Here is a 15,651-nt window from a genome sequence, read left to right as displayed (position 1 = left end):
CCGTTATGATGGTTCCGCTTCGTTCTGGCGAATACACCAACGCAAGACTTCCCACTGCTGTCGCTGCGCCTCGTGCAGTAATGCCGCGCCTGGATTGACGACTCGCGGCTGACGAACGTGTCGCAGCATGGGGAGATCATTAATCGAGTCGCTATAGCCATACTGGGCTTGTTCATGCCGACCTTGTGCTGCCAGCCAACTGCGCAACCGCGTCACCTTGCCTTCGCGAAAGCTCAAGACCCCCGAGGTCTGGCCGGTATAGCAGCCATCTCGTTGTTCCAGTTCGATGGCAAGCACATGGTCAGCGGGGATCCCCAAAAAGGTCGCTATGGGGCGGACGATATGTGCACCACTGGCGGAGATTAGTACCAACTCATCGCCCTGCGCACGATGCCACGCCAGTTGGTGGATGCCTTCACGAAACAGTCGCGGGACGGCAATGGTCTCTGCAAAGCGCTGACAATACGTATCAACCCTGTCTACGCTCATGCCTGCCAGGGGCTGCAGGGTGAAGGCCATATAATCAGCCATCTCCAGCTCACCGGCATAATAGCGTGCCATCATCTGCTCCTCTTCGGCCAGCATGGCTGCCGGGGCTATGCCATGGGCCACCATGTAGTGAAACCAGAGGGTCGCGCTGTCGCCATCGAGCAGGGTGTCATCCAGATCAAATAGGGCTAGTGCCATCAAGCAACCTCGCAGAGTTCAGGTTCAGCGATACTCAGCCCTATCTGGCTTCCGGCGATTAACAGCGCGGCCGCATCCCGATTGAGGGCATCGACTTTGAGAATGACACCACGGCAGTCAATCCGGTAGCGGATCACATTGCCCAACAACTGGTGATCCAGCACTCTCCCTACGTGCTCGCTCTGGCTGGCAGGGAGTAGGGAAATGGATTCAGGACGTATCGCCAGTTGCCCTTCGATTGTCCGCCCGAGCAGCGTCCAGGCTTCGGTGGCAGAGAGCAAATTGTATTGACCAATGAACTGGGCGGCGAAGCGGCTCTCCGGACGGGTATAGAGGCTCTCTGCTGATCCGGCCTGCACTATGTTCCCTTCATGCATCAGTACAATGCGGTCCGACAAGGTCAGCGCCTCCTCCTGATCATGGGTCACAAAGACAGTTGTCAGACCCAGTTGTTGCTGGATGGTGCGGATTTGTTCACGCAAGTGACGACGAATACGGGCATCCAGTGCCGACAGCGGTTCGTCCAACAGCAAGAGGCGAGGGCGAACCACGAGGGCGCGCGCCAGTGCGACTCGTTGCTTCTGGCCGCCCGAGAGCTCATCGGGCATGGCGAGCTCTTTGCCGGTCAGCTCAACCAGCTCGATGATCTCCTGCACCGCACTGTGCTGTTCGGCTTGCGCCAGACCCTGCATCCGCAGCCCAAAGGTGATGTTCTGCTGCACCGTCATATTCGGGAACAAGGCATAACTTTGGAACACCATACCAATGCCGCGTTTTTGTGGTGGTAGATGGGTGATCTCTTCACCGGCCATGAACAGTGAGCCCTGATCCGGACGGCTCAGTCCGGCCATACAACGCAGCAGGGTGGATTTACCGCAGCCGCTTGGCCCAAGCAGGGTGATGAACTCGCCGGCACCAATGCTCAGATCCAGATCTCGGAACACTGGGCGACCGGCATATTGTTTACTTAAATTCTGGATCTCGAAAAACGACATCGATGACTCCTTGGTCTTCGTGACATAGCAACGACTAACGACGCGTCGGGCTGTCCTCAGCGATTAAAACGGGTCGCAATCCAGGTCAGGATCAGGGTGATCAGGAAATAGCTCATCACCACGGCACTGGTGTAGTGACCGCTGGTCGAGCGCATGTTGTACAGATAGATCTGCAACGTCTCGAAGCGGGTTCCGACCAGCAGATTGGCGAATACGAATTCGCCCATCAAAAACGAAAACGACAGAAACAGCGACGCAAACAAGCTTTTGCGTAACGAGGGCAAGACCACGCACAGAAAGGCTCGCGGCGCCGAGGCGCCCAGCAATTGCGCCGCCTCCATCAGGCTATGCAGATCCAGACTCTGCAACCGGTTGGCCAGGGCGCGATATAAAAAGGGCAAAATAATGGTGAAATAGCAGCCCAGCAGCACCCAGGGAGTACCAATGATCGGCAAGGTGCCATCGGCATAGAGGCTGAGTAGCCCGACGCTACTGACCACAGGCGGCATGGCAAATGGCAGCAGGATGAGCAGGTTCATCCAGCGATCCAGTTTCGGATAGTAATAAAACACCACAAATGCTGCCGGTACCACGACAAGAACGGCCAGCAGCAAGGTTCCACCACAGACCAGCAGGGAGCGGGCGAATGCTGCCAGAAAGCGGGGTTCACTCCACAATTGCAGGTACCATCCCAGGCTGAAGCCATCGGGTAAAATGGTGGCGCCCCAGCGACTGGAGAGCGAATAGACCAGGGTGGCGGCAATCGGGAGCAGCAAGAGTGCCATCAAGCTGACCACTACCAACTGATGGTAATGAATGGCTCGCCAGCGACGACCACGCATGGGTAGTTTAGTTGGGTGTGAGGTATCAGCGGCCATGACGGACTCTCCGCAGCAAGAGTTGATTGGCCCAGGCAATCAGGGCGAGCAGGCCCATCAGCAAGACCGACAGGGCGGCTGCGAGCTCCGGCTCCAGGAACAAGTCACCGGCGACCATGCTGGCAATGCGGATGGTCAACAGGTTGTAATTGCCGGAGGTGAGGGCATAGGCGCTGGCATAGGCGCCCATGCTGTTGGCAAACAGCAGGATAAAGGTTCCCAGCAGTGCCGGGGCCAGCACGGGCAGCGCCACATGCCAGACATAGCGCAGCGGCGAGGCGCCTAACAGCGATGCGGCGTCACGCCAGTCATCGTTGAGGTTATCGAACGCCGGATAGAGCAGCAGCAAGGCCAGCGGGATCTGAAAATAGGTGTAGACCAGCAGCAAACCGTTCATCGAATAGAGATTGAAGCCCTCGATACCCAGCCCCTGGCGCAGAGCCAGAGTAATGGCTCCATTCGTTCCCAGGATCACGATAAAAGCGAAAGCCAGGGGAACACCGGCCATGTTGCTGGTCATATTGGTAAGGGCTATGACCCAGTTGCGTAGGCGCCCACCCACCCGACGCAGCGAGGCGGCCCCCAGTGTTGCCAGTAACAAGCCAGCCACCGACGAGCCCAATGACAGATAAAGACTGTTACCGAAGGCTTGCCGGTAGAAGGCCGAGGTCAGCAGCTCATGGAAGCGGCTCAGTGACCAGCCCTGTTCGGTGGCGAGCGAGCTATGCAGGATCCAGCCGAGAGGCGCAAAGGTAAAAATAACCAGGATCAGCAGCAGGGGGAGCAACCACAGCATGGGGATCCCCCGTCGCATCAGGCGCAGTAGATGCTGAGTTCGTGAGCGAGACGTTGCTCTCATGGCGCTCTCCATCGGCAAGAGTAGGGCTTCATCAGTCATGGCCGCCTCCATCTGGATCAGGTGTTGTGTGGGTATCGAGGACCAGGAGGCGCATATCCGCTCCCGCAGGTGGCTTGAGCAGGTCTTTGCAGCAGGGCAGGGAGTGAGATAACCCCAGCAGACTGGCCAGAGTGCCGCAGAGTTCGACTTGGCGGGGTTGCAGATCCGCGGCGTGACTGAAGCAGTTGCCGAGCAGAAACAGCGGGACCTGGCGCTCACAGGGCAAGGCGCCGCCGTGGGTCTTGTCGTTATTCATGCCGTGATCACTGGTGATCAGAATTTGGTAACCAGCGGCCAGCCAGTCGGGCAGATATTCCGCCAACCACAGATCAAACTGTCGGGCGCTGTTGCGATACTGGGGCGAGTCGAGACCGTACTTATGCCCGGCATCATCGACGTTCATCGGGTGGATCAGTAACAAATCCGGCTCAAAGCGGCGCAACAGATCATCTGCATCCAACAGCAAGTGATCATCTGGATAATGGTCCTGATGATAAAAACGGCCATGCTGGATCGGCAATGTCGGGTCATCCGTGATCCGATCCCGTCGCGCTTGATAGGGGCTTCGATTATACAATTCGCTAAACCAGTGGTAAGCCGCAGCAGCGGTGACGAGACCCGCATCTCGGGTCAGATGAAAGAGGCTGATCTGGTTGGAGAGGCGATTGACGCCATTATGACGGATGCCGCTGTGCACAGGTGTCTGCCCGGTAAGCAAGGTTTCGTACAGCGGGCGCGACAGGGATGGCAGCTCGCACTCGAGCTGATAGCGACTGGCTTGTCCGGCCTCACACAGCGCGAGCAGGTAGCCCATATTGTCGCGGGCTACCTGCCAGGCCAGGCCATCGATGATGAGGTAAATGACCTTGTTCGACATGGCTTACTGCTGATTGATCATGACTTTTTCCTGCCACAGGCGGGGCAGGGTCTTGGCCGCATTACTCCAGGCTTCAAAATCCTTGACCGGCTTGGCCGATGCATACTGTGCTGCCGGGATCAGTTTGGCTTCCACCTCGGCGGGCAACTTCACGCTTGGACGGATCGGACGGGCATAGCCCTTGGCCAGATTGATTTGACCGGCATCGCTCAGGATATATTCACGGGCCAATTTAGCGGCATTGGGATGCTTGGCGTATTTGTTGATGAGAGTGGTATAGCCGGAGATCACTGAACCATCGCTTGGAATGACGACACTAAAGCGCTTGGCATCGATCTGATCCCGGTAGTTCAGGGCATTAAAGTCCCACAGAACCGCCACTTCCACTTCACCTTTCTCGATATAGGCCAGTGTCGGATCCGTCAGCGAGAGACGTCCCTGTTTGGCCAGATCGGCAAACAGCTCCAGTGCCGGCTCCAGGTTGGTTTCATCACCGCCACCGGCAATAGCCGCGGCCAGAACGCCGTTATTGGCCTGGGAGGCCACACCGACGTTGCCCAGTGTCACCTTGTATTTGCCACTGCGCAGGTCGGCCCAGCTTTTGGGCGGATTGGCAACCAGATCTTTATTGATCATAAAGGAGATGGTGCCGGTATAGGCCAGCATCCAGTGACCATCCGGATCCTTGGCCCAGGCCGGGATCTCGTCCCAATGGCTGGGTTTGTAGGCCTGGGTGACGCCTTTTTGCACTGCTATGGGGCCAAATGCATGCCCAACATCACCAATATCGGCCGTGGCATTCTCTTTTTCGGCGGCGAATTTCGCGATCTCTTCCGCCGAACTCATGTCGGTATCCACATGCTTGAGGCCATACAGACGGCCTAAATCGGCCCAGGTGTCCTTCCAGTTCGCCCAGCTGTCGGGCATGCCGACACTGTTGACTTCCCCTTCGGCCTTGGCCGCAGTCAGCAATGCCGTAGTATCGGCCGCAAATGCGGGGACGGTGAATAGCAATGAAGTAGCAATCAGATAGGGTGTAAGTTGTTTCATCGTTTCCGTTCCTTTAGAGGTTATGGGCGGAGGTGATTGGCGAATTGGACTAGGTCAGTGCAATAAGGTCTTTGCAACTGGCATGCCTGATTATCAATGACGCTAGATGACACTCGGGTGACGGTAAAATGAACATTTGTGGTGGCATGCCGATGCTCTGGTGTGGAATAACCGGGAGTATGCTATTGCTATGAAATATGTTGAGTCGTTGAAAGGACCTTTATGCATAGCTGGACTAGCCCAGACGTGAATTCTCTCGCAACCACCCAGATGGCGCAGATCCGTCAGGCACTGCTGGAGCAGATTAATGCCGGTCTGCTATTGCCGGGCACGCGATTACCATCAGAGCGCGAGTTGAGTGAGCGCTTTGCCACCACCCGAATTACGTTGAAGGAGGCGTTGGCGGCGCTGGAGGCAGAGGGAAAAATCTATCGTGAAGAGCGTCGAGGCTGGTTTGTCGCCTCGGCCCGGTTTATTTACGATCCGCGCTACAAGAGCCATTTCCAGGCCATGGTCGAAGCGCAAAACCGTCAGGTCACAACCCGGGTTCAGAGTGCGGGTTTGATCGTGGCCCCCGCCGGACTATGCCAGCAACTACTGCTGCCGCCCTTGAGTGCCATGCTGCAAATCAATCGTGTGCGACAGCTGGATGGGCGCAGCGTGCTCTACGTGGAGCACTATTTACTGCCATCGCGCTTCCCGGGATTGCTGGATTGCGATCTTGAACAATCCTTGACCCGACTCTATGCCGAACAGTACGGGATCCGTTATGGCCGTTCCTGTTTCGATATTGTGCCAGGTGCAGCACGGGGGGCTGTGGCTCGCGGGTTAAATCTGGCGGATGGTGCGCCTGTGTTGCTGATCACCCGGATCAACTATGACGAACAAGGGCGGCTCATCGATTGTGACCGGGAATATTGGCGGCATGATGCTGTTGCCATCCGGATCGAAAGCCAGCCATGGTGTGATGGGCCTGCAGACCCACCACGGCAAGAATCGACTCGTTAAAGCTGGAATTGTGCCAGCGTCTGTTGCTGCTGCTGGCTGGAATGTTTGATCGCCATGGCGAGTTGCAAACCGTGACGGGTTTCGGCTTCTCCCTGCTGTGCCTGAGTGGCAATATTTGCTGTTTTGTCAGCCCCCTCGTGCAGGGTTGCCGACATCTGCTCCGTTGCGCTGGCTATCTGATGGACCCGTCCGCTCAGCTGTTCCATTGACTCGCTGATTTGTCCCAGCATCAGGCTGGTTTGCCGTGAGTCGGCCATCCCGGCTTCTACTTGCCGGACACAAGTCAGCATCATCTGGGAGGCACTTTGAATGCTGGCCTGGATCTGGGAGATGACGCCGGTTATTTCATCGCTGGAGTTGGCGGTTCTCTGAGCCAGGGTTCTTACTTCATCGGCTACCACTGCGAAGCCGCGGCCCATTTCTCCGGCTCGTGCGGCTTCGATGGCCGCATTCAGCGCGAGTAAGTTGGTTTGCGCCGAGATGCTGCTGATAGTGGCAATAATATGTCCGATCCGCTCGGCTTGTTGGGTCAGGGTCTGGATTGCGTCAGCACTGGCTTGAACTTCCCGCACGACAGTGCTCATCTCCTGATCTGCTCGTTGGACAAACTGGCTACCCTGTTCGGTCATGGTGGCGACATCGGTCGCCATACGAGCGGCATCCTGGCAGTTGCCGGCAATGGAATGGGCCACAGCCACCATCTGCTGACTGTCCTGCTGTAATCCTTCGGCATGGTTGGCAGTCTGCAAGGAACTGGCACCTATCGCCTGAAAACGATCTACGGAATCTTCAATTTGCTGGCTCATCTGCTGACTGCTGGTTAGTGTGTCCTGGATCGTCTTTTGCAGTTTGCTGATAAACGCATCGAAGTGCCGTGCCAAATCGCCGATCTCGTCCTGACGGTGAATATTCAATCGTGCCCGCAAGTTGGCTTCACCGCGGGCTATATCGGCCATCCGGCGAGTGACAGAAAGCAGCGGGCTCATGCACTTGCTCTGCAGCCACCAGCCCGCCAATACCACCATCAGCAGAACCAGTGCGATAGCACCGATCGCCAGGCGATTCAGGTTGCTGGCTAGTGCTTCGACCACCCCGCTTTGGCTTTCTACCACCAGATCGCCCTTGCTCTCGACATCGGTCAGTCGGGTAATAAGGAGCGCCGCTTGTTGCTGGTAGGCCGCTTCAGCCTGGACCTTGCGAGCCAGGGCACTGACCAGCTGCTGTAGCGCCTCCTGATGCTGACTTAACAAGTCACGGTAAGTCTGTGCGTAACTTTTACCCTCCCAAGGCGCTCGAGCTGGAATATCGAAGCGGCCGCTTCCCAACATGGCCTCAGCAGCATCCTGATGAAACTTTTGCGCCATCTGCAGCTCTTCTTGTAATGCAGGCGTGGGCCCTTGTTGCTGCATTTTTTGCACGATGTAGAGTTGACGTAAAAAACCGATATTGGATTCCATCCCGCCGTCCGCAGCGTTCCAGCGTTGCTGCAGGTCATGATTCCAGCTCAACATCTGATCAGGATTCTGCTCTAACTCCTCCACTGCCTGATCGCCGACTATCTCCATTTGAGCCGAGAGCTGATTGAGCTGTTCAGCTCGCTGCCGAAAGGTCTTGTCCAGACGTTCGTACTCCTGAAATGCGGACAGCAAGGCGTTTTGGCGTGTTTGGTAGTCACGGATGGTTTGTGACAACTGCTGCAACAGATCCGGGGGGACAAGGCGCGAAGTGACGACCCGCTCCAGAGCCGCATCGGCGGCTGTGCGGGTGGCTTGCAATAATTGTTGATCCAGCGGGATGCCGGCCAGCATTTTCTGGATCAGCAGTTGCTCATATTCAAGCTGGATCACCGACTCCATAGCACCGTCAGCGGTATTCCACGCATCTTGCAAGATAAAATGGATGGCCCGGGTAAAGGTATGGTTGCCATAAAGGGTAATTCCTCCCAGTGTCAACGAACAAAGAAACAGGCCGGAAAGCATCAGGCGGGAAAGAGTAGCGATACGCATTGGGTTGTACTCCCGGTGGGATTGGCTCCGTGGTTAGGAGTAAGTCTGGTCACTAAACCGTGAAGTGCCAATCCACAGCTTGAAATGAGTACATCAGATGAGACCTTACAGGCGAAAGGCGCGAGGATCATCTCGCTTGGGTGCCTAGCCTGGTTCTTGTATGACGCTATCTTCAGGCCCTGCAAGCAGGGCCTGTTGTTGTCGAGATTAGAGATCTCCGTCCGGGCGCTCAGGCACTTGGGCCAGTTCAGGGAGCGATTCGGCTGCCAATACCCTCACGGCAGGTTCCCGCGCCTGCAGGTAGAGATAATAGAGCACCGGGATCACCACCAGGGTCAGCAGGGTCGAGGCAAAGAGCCCGAACAGCAGACTGATGGCCAGACCACTGAAGATGGGGTCATCCAGAATAAATAGCGCGCCTATCATCGCCGCGAGCGCAGTAAGAATGATCGGTTTGGCGCGGACTTGACCGGCGCTCATCACTGCCGTTGCCAGCTCGACGCCTGCGGCGCGCTGCTGATTGATAAAATCCACCAGCAAAATCGAGTTGCGCACTATGATACCGGCCAGCGCTATCATGCCGATCATCGAGGTCGCGGTGAAGGGCGCTCCCAGCAGCGCATGGCCCGGCATGACACCAACCAGCGTCAACGGGATCGGTACCATGATGATGAGCGGCGCCAGGTAGGAGCGGAACTGCGCGACCACCAGAAAGTAGATCAGCAGTAAGCCGATCGAATAGGCCAGACCCATATCCCGGAAGGTCTCATAGGTGATCTTCCATTCCCCATCCCACTTGATGCCCACGCCCGAGAGTCCATCCGGCGCTCCAATCAGGGTCTGCGGCCACTCAGGGTGTTGCTCTGTCAGCTTACTGGCAATCTCGGCCATGCCATACAGGGGGCTATCCAGCTGGCCCGCCATATCGGCAGTGACCATCACCATCGGCTGCTGGTTTTTATGCAAGATGGTGTGGGGGCTCGCGCTGCTCTCTATGGTCACCAGTTCACCCAGCGGCACGGAGTGACCTGCGGCGGAGGGGAGAGTTAAACCCAGCACACCTTGCAGGTTCACCTTGTCTGCATCGGCCACCTTCAGGTGCACCGCCTTGGCATACTTTTGTCCCAACCCTTCGATACCGGCATTGTGCAGTTGGGTCACATCCTGACCCGATATCGCGGTAGCCAGGGTCGAGCGGATAGAGGACTCGGCAATTCCGAGGCGCATAGCCCGCTCCCGGTTGATACGCAGCTGCCACTGCTCCTGCCTTGCCGGGATGTCCACATCGATATCGACGATATCCGCCGTCTGCTGGAAAGCTTGTTCCACCTGGGCTGCTGCCTGCTCGCGCATGCTTTGGGAAGGACCATAGACTTCGGCCAGTATGGGTGACCAGACCGGAGGTCCCGGCGGTATCTCCACCACCTTGATCCGCGCGCCTGCCGCCAGTGCCAGGGGCGTCAGCCGCTCCCGTGCTTCCCGCGCTATGGTGTGACTGGTGCGGGAACGATCATGCTTGCCTAACAGATTAACCTGCAGATCGCCCAACTCCGGGCTGGCGCGCAAGAAGTAGTGACGGACCAGACCATTGAAATTGGTCGGCGCCGAAGTCCCGGCATAGATCTGTACCGAGGTCACCTCGGGCTCTTGTTCCAGCTCATGAGCCAATTGCTGCAAGAGCGCCTGGGTGTTTTCCAGCGGTGTGCCTTCGGGCAGATCCACCATCACCTGGAATTCCGATTTGTTATCGAAGGGCAGCATCTTCAAGACCACCCACTCGGCCACCGGCAGCGCCATAGCAACCAGCAGGAGTAGTGCGACCACCAACCCTAGTTTGCGGCGTGCTTTTTTGGCGCCCGGCCCCTGCAGAAACAGACCCAGCCAGTTGCCCAGGCCCTGAGCGGCTTTCTGCTCCCATCCTTGCGGGGTGGTTGGGTCCGTCGGCGAGCCTTGGTGATGCTGACGCAAGAGATGAAAGGCCAGCCAAGGGGTGACGATAAAGGCGACGGCCAACGAAATCAGCATGCCGGAGCTGGCATTGATGGGGATGGGGCTCATGTAGGGCCCCATCATGCCGCTGACGAAGGCCATGGGCAGCAGGGCGGCGATCACCGTCAGGGTGGCCAGTATGGTGGGGCCACCGACCTCATCCACCGCCAGGGGAATGGCTTGCCGCCAGTCGCCACCGCTGGACTGGTGACGATGGATGTTTTCCACCACCACTATGGCATCGTCCACCAGAATGCCGATGGAGAAAATCAGCGCAAACAGCGAGATCCGGTTGAGGGTAAAGCCCCAGGCCCAGGAGGCGAACAGGGTCAGGGCCAGCGTCAGCACTATGGCGGCACCGACCACCAGCGCCTCGCGCCAGCCCATGGTCAGCCAGACCAGCAGCACCACGGCTGTGGTGGCAAAGATGAGTTTGGCGATCAGGGTGTTGGCTTTCTCGCTGGCGGTCTGGCCATAGTCACGGCTCACAGTGAGTTCGACGCCATCGGGGATCAGCACATTTTTGACTTGCTCCAGACGGCCTTGCAGCGCCTGGTTGAGGGTGACGGCATTGATCCCCGGTTGCTTGGCGATGGTCAGGGTCACGGCTGGATAGATTTGGCCCTGCTGGCTCATCCAGACATTGGCGACCGGGGTATCAGCCCCGTCTTCGACCGTGGCAACATCGGCCAGATAGACAGGTTTGCCGTCGTGGCTGGCAATCACCAGATCTCGGACCTCTTGGGCGGAGCGTAAGAAGTCACCCACTTGTAGCGAGACCTGTCGGTTGTCCTGGGTCAGGCTCAAGGGGGCTTGTTGCTGGTTGGCGGTTTGTAAGGTCTGGGTCAGCGTCGGCCAGTCGATACCAAAGCTGTTGAGCTTGACCGGATCGACCGTGACCAAAACCTGGCTGTCATGACGGCCCAGAGTCTGGATCTGCCGGGTCCCACTCACGCGTTTGAGTTCGGTTTCCAGACCGTGAGCGATTTGAGTTAGTTGCTCGGCCGTGGTGCTGGCTTGTTTGCTCCACAGGGTCAATGCCATCACGGGCACATCGTCGATGGCTCTTGGCTTGATCAGCGGCTCACCGACTCCGAGATTACTCGGCAGCCAATCCCGATTGGACATCAACTGGTTGTAGAGATCGACCAAGGCTTGTTGGCGCGGTTTACCGACCTTGAAGGCGACAATCAGCATGGCGCCGCCGGGTTTGGAGAAGGAGTAGAGGGTATCGATATCGGTGAGTTCCGAGATCACTTGCTCGGCCGGTGTGGTCACCAGTTGTTCCACCTCCTGGGGCGTTGCTCCCGGGAACGGGATAAAGATATCGGCAAAGGTCACCTCGATTTGCGGCTCCTCCTCTTTGGGCGTCACCAGTATGGCGGCCAAGCCCAGCAAGAGGCCTATCATGGCAAACAGAGGTGTTAATGGCGATTGCAGAAACTGCTGGGCTAAACGGCCGGCAATGCCCAGCGATGGGGTGTGAGCTCCATTGGAAGGATCAGGGTGCATAGTGGCCTCCCTGTTGATTCAGGATGCGATAGGCATCGCTGGCGATCTGCTCGCCATCCCGCAAGCCCGCCAGCACCTCGACCTGCCCGGCACTATGCCGACCCAGACGAACCTGCCGCAACACATAAGCTTCGCCCTGTTTGAGGTAGACCGCTGAGAGTTCGCTTTGCCGCAGCAGAGCCGTCTCGGGGATCTGGATCATGGGCCGTGGCGGTAAGGGCAATGCCAGCTTGGCCCAGCCTCCGGCATGCCACTGTGGTTTGTCTTGCGGTGGCAAGAGGGCGCGCAGGGTAAAGGTATGACTCTTGGGATCGCTGAATTGAAACAGCTGATGCTGGCTCAAGAGCAGGATCTGACCATCGGGGAGTGTCGCCCGCAGCTGGGTCTGAGGTTGCAGCTGATTGACAAAACGAGCTGGAAGTTCCGCCACCAGACGCATCTTCTCGAACGCATAACCGGTCAGCAGCAGCTGTCCGGGGGAGACAGTCTCTCCTAGCGCGACATGGCGGCCAGAGACGACCCCGGCATAGGGGGCCAGGATACGGGTATAACCCAGATTCTCTTTGGCCTGTACTAGTGCAGCCTTGGCCTGATCGACGGCACTGATGGCGGCATCACTCTGGGTCTTGGCGCTGTCATACTCCCGTCGTGAGATGGTGCCCTTGGCGACCAGGGCGCTCATGCGCGCCAGCTGACGCTCCGTGTCCCGCTGTTGGGATTCGGCGGCCTGCAGCGCTGCCTTGGCCTGATCCAACCCGGCGCTCTGGGAGGTATTGGTGATCTCGATCAGCAGCTGTCCGGCGGGCACCACATCATTGACATCGACTGTGATCTGGCTGACGCGGCCAGCGGTCTGCGCGGCCACAGAGCCCTGATCGACCGGCTCGATCCGCGCTTCCATCTCGAACCAGTCCGTGTGCTGGCCCTGCCGGACGGTCAGAACCTCGGCGGCACCGGGCGCCGTATCGGCCAGCGGCTCGGCGTAAGCAAGGGGCTGCAACAGAAGTGCGAACAGCAGTGATCGACCGAGGGGCGGAAGTCGACAAGCGGGGTAACGGGCATGCGGCATGATAGGGCTCCCATATATTAGTTATGGCTAATATAGACAATTGAGGCTCTGGCGCAAGGCTCACGACGCCTAGGTGCCAACTCCTTGAGTATATCGGTGCCGATGGACGCTCTGATCGTATCGCGGTCACATACTCCGGCAACGATAACCGGTCAGCAGCAAGCACAGCAGCAAGGCGCAGGCGCTGATCCAGCGACCGGCCAGCTCTTCGGGTAATGGCGCCAGCGTGATGGCCAGTGGATAGTCGCCCGCTGGCACCTCAATCTGAAGCAGTCCATCAGGGGATGGCTGTAGGGGTAAGGGCTGGGATCGCCCCGCACTATGTGCGATCCAGCCCGGATAGTAATACTGGTGCAGCGTGAGGGTGCCGGCCTCTGGTGTCGAGATGCTCATACGGATCTGGCGTGGAGCCCACTCTATCATCTGCCAGCGCACGCTTGATGGGGCGCTCTGGACTTGCGGGGTTGATGCGCCAAGACGATTGACGCTCTCCTTGCTGAACTGCTCAACGGGAACCCAGCGTGGACGGTACTCCAGGGGGCTGCGTGAAATCTGTAATGCCTTCTGGATGTCACTGGCGGCGAGCCGGTCGAATAATAGAGGCTCGATGCCGACCGCTAGTTGGGTGAGCAGCAAGGTGGCCAGTAGCAGGGCCCAGCTCCGGATCAGATAGCTACGGCCATGAACAATCAGGGTGCGCAATGTGGTTGCCGCAAAGGCAAACAGGGTAATGGCGGCGACCGTCAGCACCGCATTGAAGCGCCACGGAAATTGCACCTTTTGCAGCATCGGCAGCAGATCCCAGATCGGTTTACTCCATGGCAATGTCATGCCCAGTGACAAGACGGCAACTATCAGCCAGTAACGACTCTCGTGGCGAACCTCTGGCGCCTGATAGCGGCGACTCCACCACCAGGCCAGGACGCCAAGCAGGCTGGTACCGACTGTGATGACCATCAGGTAACGGCGAAAGGTCCAACCCCGCTCCAGGGTCGGCCAGCTGGAGAGGAAGCTGTTGCTGTAGTGCAGGAAGCCGACATACATGCTGGGCATCGACACATACTCCTGTGTCGTCATGGCCGGTAGCCAGTAGATGGCGGCCAGACCTATCCCCAGCACTATCCCGAGCCCGTTGTGCGCCCAGGCGATGAGACGAGGCGTGCTGCCGCAAGCCACCAGGCTGTAGCCGATCAGGATCGGTAGAAAAATCAGGAAGGTGGGGAGGTGCGTGGTGATCAGCAGGGCCAGGCTGATCCCGAGACCGACCACCCCATGGGGCTTCCCCCGGCTAATCCGCTTGCTGCAGTACAGGATCAACGGCATCCAGGCGAAAGACCAGAATTCGGCAAACGAGAAGCGGACATACAGATCGATCAGCAAGTGATAGGGCAGCACCATGTAGAGCATGGCTATCCCCAGCGCATAGTGGGTGGCGGTCAATTCCCGGAGCCAGTAGTAGGCGCTCATGCCGGAGAGGATCAGCGCCAGACTGATACTCAGCCCTAGCGGGGTACAGCCGAGCATGTTGTGCTCGGGTATCCAGGAAAAGAGTGCCGTCAGGTAATAAGGCAATGGCGGATAGAAGAAGAACGTCGGGCTACCAAAACCGCCGTTCATGCGGGTGAGCCAGCGGGGATACAGCTCGCCTTGTAGCAATTGCTCGCTGAAGTGAGAGCTGAAGATCAGGTGATGATAGATATCGTGCCCGCCCAGGCAAGTCGTTAAAACCTGCGGCGAGGTGAGAAACAGCCCCAGAGCCGTCAATAGCACCAGGGGTGAGCAATACAGGATCCGTATCCAATGAGGTTGTATGTCCATCGGGCTTCTCTGCCCTCCTGCTGATCCGCGCCTATTGACGCCTGACATCCGTGTCAATTCACTCCATCAAAGCGTAGGACGGGATAAGCGGAACCTCGAGTCCATATCGACGGCTTATCCGCTGGCAGGCCATTTGTGGCTGGATTGGCGCAATTTGCGATGCCGGGCGAGGTAGCGCACAACCATCTGGCCTAGGCTTGTAGCAACCGACCCGCCACCGAATGTGCGGGTCCATGGTCTAACCCGATCCGGAGTCTTGCTATGTCTCTGCCATTTGCCGATCTGACCTACACGCCGTTCGCCGAAGCCTGGTTCTGTGATTCCCATGGCCGGCTGCGGTTGATTCGGCCCTTGCGCCCGCGGGATGAAACCCGCTTTGCGCAATTTCTGACCGGATTATCCGAGCAGACACGGCGCTATTTCGCGCCCCATGGTCTGGAGTGGCAACACGGTCAGCAGCTGGTGGCCGAGCTGGATCCGAGCCAGACGCTGCGCCTGCTGTTGCTGGACAAGAGTGGGGAAGATGAAATCGTGCTGGGCTATCTCATCTTGCAGATGGGTTTGGCGCCCCATGAGCAGGAGCGCTTCAACCGCTACGGCATTGAGTACGATCCGGCGCTTTGTGTGTCATTAGCCCCGGTGATCGCCGAAGGCTGGCAATCCCAGGGGCTGGGTGCTCCGCTGCTCAAACAGGGGCTGCATCTGTGCCGGGAGCTGGGACGCCAGGCGGTGGTGCTGATGGGTGGCGTGCAGGATGCCAACCGCCGTGCCGTGCACTTCTATCTGCGCCATGGTTTTCATCGCCTCGATAGTTTCGAGTGGCCGCAAGGCGTGCTCAACGACGATATGATCCGCTGGCTCTGA

At 58.1% G+C, this 15,651-nt stretch carries 12 protein-coding genes; 2 read left to right on the top strand and 10 right to left on the bottom strand.

What is annotated here, in order from left to right; genetic code table 11:
* Positions 1-3 precede the first annotated feature (3 nt).
* From ACZYUB_RS05225 to ACZYUB_RS05200, 6 genes are read right to left on the bottom strand one after another with little or no spacing between them, the layout of a single operon-like run.
* Positions 4-687, bottom strand: coding sequence for an HAD family hydrolase (locus ACZYUB_RS05225; protein WP_463946116.1), 684 nt, complete (start codon positions 685-687; stop codon positions 4-6).
* Positions 687-1,682, bottom strand: coding sequence for an ABC transporter ATP-binding protein (locus ACZYUB_RS05220; protein WP_463946115.1), 996 nt, complete (start codon positions 1,680-1,682; stop codon positions 687-689). Before ACZYUB_RS05220 ends, ACZYUB_RS05225 begins: the two co-directional genes overlap by 1 nt.
* 56 nt (positions 1,683-1,738) lie before the next feature.
* The gene (locus ACZYUB_RS05215; RefSeq protein ID WP_463946196.1) at positions 1,739-2,524 is read right to left on the bottom strand and encodes an ABC transporter permease; all 786 of its coding nucleotides are present in this window, start codon (positions 2,522-2,524) and stop codon (positions 1,739-1,741) included.
* 25 nt (positions 2,525-2,549) lie between these two features.
* Positions 2,550-3,458, bottom strand: coding sequence for an ABC transporter permease (locus ACZYUB_RS05210; protein WP_463946114.1), 909 nt, complete (start codon positions 3,456-3,458; stop codon positions 2,550-2,552).
* Complete coding sequence (locus ACZYUB_RS05205; protein WP_463946112.1) at positions 3,451-4,335, bottom strand: alkaline phosphatase family protein; 885 nt, start codon at positions 4,333-4,335, stop codon at positions 3,451-3,453. Before ACZYUB_RS05205 ends, ACZYUB_RS05210 begins: the two co-directional genes overlap by 8 nt.
* Positions 4,336-4,338: 3 nt before the next feature.
* Complete coding sequence (locus ACZYUB_RS05200) at positions 4,339-5,385, bottom strand: ABC transporter substrate-binding protein (protein WP_463946110.1); 1,047 nt, start codon at positions 5,383-5,385, stop codon at positions 4,339-4,341.
* Between the two features lie 246 nt (positions 5,386-5,631).
* On the opposite strand from ACZYUB_RS05200, the gene ACZYUB_RS05195 reads away from it, so the two are divergent.
* The gene (locus ACZYUB_RS05195; protein WP_463946108.1) at positions 5,632-6,393 is read left to right on the top strand and encodes a UTRA domain-containing protein; all 762 of its coding nucleotides are present in this window, start codon (positions 5,632-5,634) and stop codon (positions 6,391-6,393) included.
* Here the strand turns inward: ACZYUB_RS05195 and ACZYUB_RS05190 are convergent.
* From ACZYUB_RS05190 to ACZYUB_RS05175, 4 genes are all read right to left on the bottom strand, one after another.
* Positions 6,390-8,399: a methyl-accepting chemotaxis protein gene (locus ACZYUB_RS05190; protein WP_463946107.1), complete on the bottom strand. Its 2,010-nt coding sequence runs from the start codon at positions 8,397-8,399 to the stop codon at positions 6,390-6,392. The genes ACZYUB_RS05195 and ACZYUB_RS05190 overlap by 4 nt on opposite strands.
* A gap of 207 nt (positions 8,400-8,606) precedes the next feature.
* The gene (locus tag ACZYUB_RS05185) at positions 8,607-11,900 is read right to left on the bottom strand and encodes an efflux RND transporter permease subunit (RefSeq protein WP_463946105.1); all 3,294 of its coding nucleotides are present in this window, start codon (positions 11,898-11,900) and stop codon (positions 8,607-8,609) included.
* A complete protein-coding gene (locus tag ACZYUB_RS05180) occupies positions 11,890-12,969 on the bottom strand; it encodes an efflux RND transporter periplasmic adaptor subunit (RefSeq protein WP_463946104.1) in 1,080 nt (359 codons plus the stop codon). Before ACZYUB_RS05180 ends, ACZYUB_RS05185 begins: the two co-directional genes overlap by 11 nt.
* Before the next feature lie 126 nt (positions 12,970-13,095).
* Positions 13,096-14,787, bottom strand: a complete 1,692-nt coding sequence (locus ACZYUB_RS05175) for a hypothetical protein (RefSeq protein WP_463946102.1) — start codon at positions 14,785-14,787, stop codon at positions 13,096-13,098.
* Positions 14,788-15,048: 261 nt separating this feature from the next.
* Between ACZYUB_RS05175 and ACZYUB_RS05170 the strand changes: the two genes are divergently transcribed.
* The gene (locus tag ACZYUB_RS05170) at positions 15,049-15,651 is read left to right on the top strand and encodes a GNAT family N-acetyltransferase (RefSeq protein ID WP_463946101.1); all 603 of its coding nucleotides are present in this window, start codon (positions 15,049-15,051) and stop codon (positions 15,649-15,651) included.

The organism is Pseudaeromonas sp. HNCC25DJ182, assembly GCF_055413365.1.
This window is presented reverse-complemented; position numbering and strand designations above follow the sequence as displayed.

Excerpts from the sequence above, each read along its gene's own strand:
- ACZYUB_RS05185 (WP_463946105.1), bottom strand. The coding sequence starts at position 11,900 with ATGCACCCTGATCCTTCCAATGGAGCTCACACCCCATCGCTGGGCATT.
- ACZYUB_RS05220 (WP_463946115.1), bottom strand. The coding sequence starts at position 1,682 with ATGTCGTTTTTCGAGATCCAGAATTTAAGTAAACAATATGCCGGTCGC.
- ACZYUB_RS05190 (WP_463946107.1), bottom strand. The coding sequence starts at position 8,399 with ATGCGTATCGCTACTCTTTCCCGCCTGATGCTTTCCGGCCTGTTTCTT.
- ACZYUB_RS05200 (WP_463946110.1), bottom strand. The coding sequence starts at position 5,385 with ATGAAACAACTTACACCCTATCTGATTGCTACTTCATTGCTATTCACC.
- ACZYUB_RS05175 (WP_463946102.1), bottom strand. The coding sequence starts at position 14,787 with ATGGACATACAACCTCATTGGATACGGATCCTGTATTGCTCACCCCTG.
- ACZYUB_RS05180 (WP_463946104.1), bottom strand. The coding sequence starts at position 12,969 with ATGCCGCATGCCCGTTACCCCGCTTGTCGACTTCCGCCCCTCGGTCGA.
- ACZYUB_RS05215 (WP_463946196.1), bottom strand. The coding sequence starts at position 2,524 with ATGCGTGGTCGTCGCTGGCGAGCCATTCATTACCATCAGTTGGTAGTG.
- ACZYUB_RS05170 (WP_463946101.1), top strand. The coding sequence starts at position 15,049 with ATGTCTCTGCCATTTGCCGATCTGACCTACACGCCGTTCGCCGAAGCC.
- ACZYUB_RS05210 (WP_463946114.1), bottom strand. The coding sequence starts at position 3,458 with ATGACTGATGAAGCCCTACTCTTGCCGATGGAGAGCGCCATGAGAGCA.
- ACZYUB_RS05225 (WP_463946116.1), bottom strand. The coding sequence starts at position 687 with ATGGCACTAGCCCTATTTGATCTGGATGACACCCTGCTCGATGGCGAC.
- ACZYUB_RS05205 (WP_463946112.1), bottom strand. The coding sequence starts at position 4,335 with ATGTCGAACAAGGTCATTTACCTCATCATCGATGGCCTGGCCTGGCAG.